The organism is Kocuria sp. (genome assembly GCF_030536815.1).
Lineage (GTDB): Bacteria > Actinomycetota > Actinomycetes > Actinomycetales > Micrococcaceae > Kocuria > Kocuria gwangalliensis.
Window position 1 is genome coordinate 1 of sequence record NZ_JAUNPE010000115.1, and the last position, 6,905, is coordinate 6,905.

Sequence of the window (6,905 nt, forward strand, 5' to 3'; positions counted from 1 at the left end):
ACCACGATCTTGCCGCGCAGGGCTTCCAGATCCAGCTGCCGGTCGCCGGTGTTGAGCCAGGCGCGGCCGGTGAGCTCAGAAGCTCGGACGGGGGTTGTGCTCCGCTGTGTCTTCACAGTGTGATGAGTCCTTCCAGGCATGCAAAAATCGGGTCTTTCACATCAACGTTAGCCGCCGCGCGCATCTTCCCGGGCGCGCGCGTTGCCGTCCGTGCCTCAGCGGCGGCGTTCGTCCTGCTCGGCGAGGTTCGCCATCATTTCGTTGTAGGCCTTCAACTCCGCGTCGTCGGTGCGGTCCGCCTGGCGGTCCACCCGTCGGTTCTCCTTGCTGCCCTCGAGCGCCCACAGGATGGCCACGATCACGGCCAGCAGGAACGTGGGGAACTCGCCGATGCCCCACATGAGCATTCCGCCCAGTTCCTGATCCTCCAGCGCGCTGGGGCCCCAGGGGCGGCCCATGTTGCCGAACCAGCCGGCCTGCAGCACCGAGGTCATGCTCATGATGGAGATGCCGATGAACGCGTGCGCGGCCATGGTGGCCAGCAGCAGCACCAGGCGCATGGGATAGGTGGGGCGCTTGGGAATCGGGTCGATACCGATCAGCACCAGGGCGAACATGTATCCGGTGAACAGGAAGTGGATCATCATGAACTCGTGACCCACGTGGTAACGCAGCGTGACGCGGAACAGGTCGGTGAAGTAGAACAGAACAATCGAGAACGCGAAGTTGGCCGCGGCGAAGATCGGGTGGGTCACGATCTTGCCCCACGTGGAGTGCACGAGGCGCAGGATCCATTCACGCGGTCCGCGAGTGCCGTCCCCGCGGGGTTCCAAGGCCTTGAGGACCACGGTCACGGGCGCGCCGGAGACCAGGAACAACGGCACGATCATGGTGAGGCTCATGTGCTCCACCATGTGCGCGGAGAACAACACGCGGGCGTAGACCGCCACACCACCGGAGGTCGCATACATGAGCAGCACCAACCCGATGAGCCAGGACCCGGTCCGCAGCACCGACCACTGATCCCCGCGCCGCCACACCTTGATGGCGGCCCAGAGGTACACGATGGCGAAGAAGACGACCACTGCGGCCCAGAACCAGTCGATGCGCCACTCGGTGAACCAGGAACTGACCGTCGGTTCGGGGGGCAGCTCGTACCAGGTGAGCAGGCGCGCCGGGGAGGCGTCCGTGGGCATCTCCTCGGGCACGGGGGGAGCCGTCCGGCTCAGGGCGGAGGCAATGCCCATCAGCAAACCCATCAGCACCAGCTCCACCACGATCACGCGCCACAAAGTGGCCGCGCGCGAACGGGAGCCGTCCGTCACGCCCGGGATCAGCCACTGGCGGTGCGCAAAGCCCACCAGCATCAGCACCAGGGTCAGCACCAGCTTGGCCAGCACGATCCGGCCGTACCCCGAGTTGAGCTGCTCCCACGAACCAATGCGCACCTGCGCGTTGATGATCCCCGACAGCAGGACCAGGAAGTAGCACCCCAGGGCCACCACCGAGTACCGGCGCAGCACCACGGCCAGCAACGGGACACGCTGCCTGGTCTGACCGCGGTGGGCAATCACCGTGGACTCCTTGGCCAGCAATGGGCTGGCCCACGCCAGGGCAATCAGACCGCCCACCCACAGGCAAACCCCCAAGAGGTGCAGCCCCAGCGAGTTCACGGCCCCCATGTGGTCTGCCCCGCCCGATGAGTGACCGTTCAACGCGAGCGCCACCAGCGCGACCATGGTCAAGGCCAGGGTGCAGAAGAGACCCAGGAGCGCACGCACACCGAAGATCAAGGTGGTGACCACCGCCGCCACGATCACCACGGTGGCCTGCGCCTGACCCGTGGCGATCTCCGTGACGTAGTGGGTCAATTGCTGGGTGTAGTTCTCACCCGCGCCCAATCCCGTACCCGAGACGTCCGAGTAGGTGAAGATCAGCACCGCGATCGCGGAGACGGTCCACACGACCGACGCGGCCTGGGCCAGCTGCAGCACCGCCGCATACACCGGGTGTTCCGGTTCGGCGGCTTGGTCGCGGCTGTTGCGCGGCGGCCGCTTGCGCGTGGGGTCCGCGAATCTCGGCACCACACCGATCGCCAACAAGAGCGCACCCATGACCGCGGCCATCGAGATGTTGTGCACGGTCTCCAGGGCCGGCAGGCCCCAGCGCACCAGGGCCCCCGGGTCCGCAACCTGGCGCGGGTCCGAGGCGCCGCCGTACAACAGGGCAGCGGTCATCCCGATCATGGCGCTCACCAGGACCACGGCCACGGTCCACGGGGTGAGGCTCACCCCCGCGATCTCGGACCGCCGAGGCGGCGTGCTTTCCGGAGCTTTGGCCCCAGTGGCAGTGCTCATTCGTGTGCTCCTTCGGCCCCGTGCTCGGTGACCATTCCCGCGTTATGGGCCGGTGCCCCTGTTGTGTTGTGCTTCATCCGATCAGAAGAGTTGATCTCCTACGAATCCACCTTCCTCGCACCCGGGTGGAATCGCAAACACCGCCGAGCCGATGGGCACGGTCCAGGTGTTGAGCATGTCCATCTCGTCCAGCCTCTTCTGGATGGGCACGAATTGCTTGACCGGATCCGCTTGGTAGGACGCGAAGATCAATCCGGTATTGGATACTCCCCCGCTGATCTCACCGGAACGGCTCATCCCCGATGCGTCGGCCACCGGCAGATCGTAGTTGTAGACCCTGCGGAAGATTTTTTCGTCGGGATTGTCCGTGCGGGACCGCCGAATGTGACTGTAGGACGCGATCACCGGGAACCCCAACGGGCCCTTGGCCTCGAAGTTCGGTTCATCGTGTTCCTGCGATCCGGTCAGGGGGGCGCCGTCGGCCAGCTTCCGGCCCACCGCGTCCTCGCGGGCGGGAGTATCGGCCTCGTCCCATGTGTCCACATTCATGTGGATGCGGCGCAGCACCAGCGATGTACCGTTCTCGATCCATGGATCGAATCCGTCCCGCCCGTAGACCACTTTCTCGTGGTCTGTTTCCCCCGGATACGGGTTGACCGTGCCGTCCACCTGGCCGAACAGGTTGCGCAGGCTCTGGCCGGAAACCGTGGCCCCCACGGTGTTGCGGAACCCGTCCTGGATCCACCGCACGGCCGCGAAGGACCGCGAATCCTTGAGCAGCACGCGCTGGGCATGCGCCAGGGTGAGCTTGTCGTCGCAGCACAGCTGCACCAACACGTCGCCCTGGTTCCACCGGTCCTGCAACCGGTCGATGGTGAATGCCGGGAGGGGTTTGAGCCACCCCGGGGAGCGGGCCGCAGCAATTAGGGACATGACCTTCGGTCCGAATCCGAACGTGACCGTGAGCCGCGAGGGGTTCTCCGCGAGCCACGGCTCCTGGTCCCACAACGGAGCGCGGCCCTGGGTGAGGGCGGCGGCGTCGTCGGAGAGCACCCGGAGCATGCGCCGCAGGGAATCCTTGCTCGCGCTCTTGTTGAGGTCCAACGCGATGAAGGCGGAGAAGGCCTGGGGCAGTGTTGCCACGCCGGCCTGCCGAGCGCCGTAAAACGGTTCCGTCTGCAGGCCGTGCCGTGCGGCGTCGCCGTGGCCGGAGGTGGGCCGGTCCGATGAACCGAGTACCCCGCTGAAGCCCGCCGCTGATGCGGCTCCGATGCCGGTGGCGCCCGCACCGGCGACCGCTCCGACGAGGAGTGATCGCCGCTGCAGGCCCCCGGAACGAGGGGTTTCGTCAGTGCTCATGGCATTCTGGAAGTGCCGAGGATTGCGCGCTGGGCATCTCGGAGTGCTCACCGTGGCCGCTGTGCTCCTCGCCCGGGGCATAGTGCTCCTGCGCTCCCGCGTAGTCGCGCACCGGCACGGTGATCTTCTGGGTCCGGCCGTCACTGAACCCCAGGTCGAGGGTCAAATCGGTCCCCGACTGCACGGCACACGTGAGCTCCATGAGCATGATGTGGTCCCCACCGGGTTCCAGCGTCTTGGTCTCTCCGGGCCCGATCTCGAAGCCACCCTCAACCCGCTTCATCTCGGTGGCGCCCGTTTGGTCGTTCATCACGGTCTCGTGCAGCTCGGCCACGTCAGCGGTGTCTGCCGCGGCAATGGATTCGAGCGTCACGGCCTGGTCACCGGTGTTCTTGAGCGAACCGAACACGGAGGTCATGTTCGAATCGGCCGCCTTGGCCCAGCCGTCCCCCAATTCCACAACTTGCCCGGTCGCCGCAGTTGCCTCCGCCGACGACGCCGCCGGGGCTTGCGTGGTCTCGTTCGCCGGGTTGCCGCTCGCGGAGCAGCCGGTCAGTGCCGTCGCGGCCAGACCCACCGCCAGCAGGGATGTCACGCCGCGGCGCACGGGGCGGGGCAGCGGACCGGAAGCACGTTCAATCATCAAGTTCATGGTGTGGTCTTTCTCTAACCTGAGTTCCGCCCCGCCCCGACCGGGGGCACATGAATATGCCGCGACGGAAATACGGGGCGGAACCCAGAAACCTACGGGATACGGTGGCCGATCAGTTCTTCTTGCGGCGGGTGGCCAGCACCAGGACCACGATGAGCAGCGCGAGAGCACCCACACCGCCGATCACGGGGATCAGCCAACCGGGCGTGCCGGATTCGGCTGCGGGCTCGGCCGCCTCGGACGCGGAGTCGTCCCGATCGTCACCCGTGGGGGTCGCGGACTGTTCCTGGGTGGGGCCCTGGTCGGCCACCTCACCGGCTCCCGCTCCCACGGTGTAGTCGAAGGTTCCCTCAATGGGGTGGCCGTCCTCGGACACCACGCGCCACACCACCGTGTAGGTCTCGTCCTCGGTGGAACCGGGGTTGCCGAGCGGCTGGATCAGTTTCTGCCGCTCCACGGTCGATTCCTGCGCGACCTGCGATTCACCGGTGGAGTCCGTCACCCGGACTTCCCGGCCGATGTCCATGATGTTTCCGGAGAACGTGAGGGTGAGCGCTTCCGGCGACGCCTCCAGCGCGGCCCCGGACTCGGGGTCGGAGCTGATCATTTCGTCGTGGGCTGCGGCTGGTTGCACCGTGCTGACGAGCATGAACAATGCGGTCAGCAGGGCCAGCAGGACGGCCGCGAGCGGACGCCGATCGGAACCGGCGGGCGCCACCGCGCTGTGCGGCGTCGTCCGTGCTGCGGATGTGGAACGGGCGGGGACTGCGGAATCAAAAGTGTGCATGGAGTTCTCCTGCGTCAAGGACGCGTTACTGCCGCTGTGCGCGGCATGAAGCGGGATGTGAAGTGTGGCCATGACGGCACTCCGGATCCCGCGGCAACGCCGACCACCAACGCCGACGAACTACGCGAGAACCGGGACCGTCCCCCGGGCGGGTGGGCCCCTGAAACCATGCACGACCGGCAGGAGCAGCTGATCGGTGAGAGCGCGCGGAGAGGTCCACGCAATGCGGCGCGGCACCGTGCGGATCACCGGAAGCGTAGGCACGCTGACCCAGGCGGCGACCCGTAACGAGACGGCGTCGACCAGGCGCATCACGGCGACCTCACCGTGACGTAGGAGAAGGTAGGTGGCAACGGCGGCGACGACGTGCGCCACCAGCATGCCCGTGCCGTGATGGACCAGGTCCGGGGCGGTCGTGACCACCAGCTGTGGGGTGCCCTCGGCAACCGGACCGGCGGCGTGATGGGTGTGGTCAACGGCGGTGACGCCGTGCCCGGCCTGCGCGAACACACCGTGAAAGAGGCCCTGGCTCGCCACGACCGCCGCGGCAACGCTCACCCGGGAGAGCACCGTGCCGGCGAGCAGCATGCACACGGGAGCCGCGAGTGCGGCGGAGAGGAGCATCAGGATGACCGGGGGCCATGTGCCGTCCACGGCGGCGTGGGAGGCGGCACCCAGGCCCGTCGCGGTCAGGGACGCGGCCCAACCCCGGGCAAGACGGCGCGCACGCGAAGCCACCGCACACCTCCGGGGTTCTGATCAGTCGACAAATTCCCCTCCATTATGCGTGTCAGCCGGGGAATTCACGAACTCGGAAACGTTTGAGGGACCGCCCACGAAAATACGTGGGCGGTCCCTCAAACTGTCACGCGCGTAGTGCACGCGCAGGCTTACCTCACTTGGAGGAGACAGCAGCCTTCAGCTTGGAGCCGGCGGTCAGCTTGACACCGTGGCCCGCCGGAATCTGAATGGTCTCACCGGTCTGCGGGTTACGGCCCTGACGAGCGGCACGGTCGGTGCGCTCGACGGACATCCACCCCGGGATGGTGATCTTCTCGCCGTTGGAAACGGAGCTCTCGAAGACCTGGAACATTGCATCCAGCACGCCGTTGACGGCGGCCTGCGTGGTGCCGGCTTTCTCGGCAACCTCGGCAACGAGTTCGCTGCGGTTCTTAGCCATGTGCTTGTCCTCCTGGACTTAATTGGCGTTCTCGGTGGAAAGGGCGCCTATGCACCCATTGCTTCCGAGGGAGAAATTACCAGCTCGACTTGGTAATACCCGGCAATTCGCCACGGTGCGCCATTTCGCGGAAACGCACACGGGAAATACCGAAGCGCTGGAAGGTTCCGCGGGGGCGGCCGTCGATCTGGTCGCGGTTGCGGACGCGGATCGGGGAAGCGTCACGGGGAAGCTTCTGCAGACCCAGGCGAGCCTCTTCGCGGGCCTCCGGGGATGCGTTCTCATCCACGAGGGTCTTCTTGAGCTCTGCGCGCTTGGCGGCGTAGCGCTCGACAATGACCTTGCGCTGCTCGTTCTTGGCGATCTTGGACTTCTTTGCCATGTGTTTAGCGCTCCTCGCGGAAATCGACGTGCTGACGAACCACCGGGTCGTACTTCTTCATGACCATGCGGTCAGGATTGTTACGGCGGTTCTTACGGGTTACGTAGGTGAAGCCGGTACCAGCGGTGGACTTCAGCTTGATGATGGGACGTACGTCCTTGTCCTTGGCCATCTCAGATCTTCTCCCC

General features: G+C 66.2%; 8 protein-coding genes. All 8 read right to left on the minus strand.

What is annotated here, in order from left to right:
* Nucleotides 1–215 precede the first annotated feature (215 nt).
* Nucleotides 216–2,357, minus strand: a complete 2,142-nt coding sequence (locus tag Q4E95_RS09900) for a cytochrome c oxidase assembly protein (RefSeq protein WP_303383152.1) — start codon at nucleotides 2,355–2,357, stop codon at nucleotides 216–218.
* A gap of 81 nt (nucleotides 2,358–2,438) precedes the next feature.
* On the minus strand, nucleotides 2,439–3,716 hold the full coding sequence (locus Q4E95_RS09905; RefSeq protein ID WP_303383153.1) for a Dyp-type peroxidase: 1,278 nt from the start codon (nucleotides 3,714–3,716) through the stop codon (nucleotides 2,439–2,441).
* Entirely contained in the window at nucleotides 3,706–4,368 is a 663-nt protein-coding gene (locus Q4E95_RS09910) for a copper chaperone PCu(A)C (protein WP_303383154.1), read from the minus strand. The genes Q4E95_RS09905 and Q4E95_RS09910 overlap by 11 nt, the downstream gene beginning before the upstream one ends.
* Before the next feature lie 112 nt (nucleotides 4,369–4,480).
* Nucleotides 4,481–5,155, minus strand: coding sequence for a copper resistance CopC family protein (locus tag Q4E95_RS09915; RefSeq protein WP_303383155.1), 675 nt, complete (start codon nucleotides 5,153–5,155; stop codon nucleotides 4,481–4,483).
* Nucleotides 5,156–5,275: 120 nt separating this feature from the next.
* On the minus strand, nucleotides 5,276–5,893 hold the full coding sequence (locus tag Q4E95_RS09920) for a hypothetical protein (protein WP_303383156.1): 618 nt from the start codon (nucleotides 5,891–5,893) through the stop codon (nucleotides 5,276–5,278).
* Between the two features lie 157 nt (nucleotides 5,894–6,050).
* Nucleotides 6,051–6,335, minus strand: a complete 285-nt coding sequence (locus tag Q4E95_RS09925; RefSeq protein ID WP_095796356.1) for an HU family DNA-binding protein — start codon at nucleotides 6,333–6,335, stop codon at nucleotides 6,051–6,053.
* A gap of 76 nt (nucleotides 6,336–6,411) precedes the next feature.
* Nucleotides 6,412–6,717 (minus strand): 30S ribosomal protein S14, encoded by a 306-nt coding sequence (gene rpsN / locus Q4E95_RS09930; RefSeq protein WP_303383157.1) that lies wholly within the window; start codon nucleotides 6,715–6,717, stop codon nucleotides 6,412–6,414.
* A gap of 4 nt (nucleotides 6,718–6,721) precedes the next feature.
* Entirely contained in the window at nucleotides 6,722–6,889 is a 168-nt protein-coding gene (rpmG, locus tag Q4E95_RS09935; protein WP_190780701.1) for a 50S ribosomal protein L33, read from the minus strand.
* Nucleotides 6,890–6,905: the final 16 nt, after the last annotated feature.